This window comes from Gilliamella sp. App2-1, from assembly GCF_001690255.1.
Lineage (GTDB): Bacteria > Pseudomonadota > Gammaproteobacteria > Enterobacterales > Orbaceae > Gilliamella > Gilliamella apicola_G.
Map to the genome: position 1 here is coordinate 1 of NZ_LZGR01000056.1, position 392 is coordinate 392.

Below are 392 nucleotides of genomic sequence, written 5' to 3' on the forward strand. Positions count from 1 at the left end.
AACAAATTCATTCTAATTATTAGTTTAATTGGAAGTCTTATTTTTATACCAAACTTAATATTTTTTAAAGAATTATATTTGTCCACTAAAAATGCAATAACTGAATTAAAAGATTTTAAAGAAAATATTAACAAGAACGATTGGCATGTAGTTAATGTCAACAATAAATATAAAAATTATGTTTTAATTATTGGCGAAAGTGGTTCCAAATTTTATCACGGATTATATGGCTATAAACCAGATACAACTCCCTTTTTAAGCAATGTTAATGGTACTATCGTTGATGGCATGTTATCCCCTGCTACCCATACAATACCATCTTTAACAAGAGTTTTGACCTTACAAAACAATTTTAAGCCTAAATATAACTTAAATTTAATTGATTTAGTGAA

At 25.5% G+C, this 392-nt stretch carries 1 protein-coding gene; it reads left to right on the forward strand.

The window, feature by feature from the left end:
- Positions 1–78: 78 nt before the first annotated feature.
- Positions 79–392 (forward strand): sulfatase-like hydrolase/transferase (locus A9G22_RS07885; protein WP_176700250.1); only part of this gene is annotated, 314 nt, incomplete at its 3' end.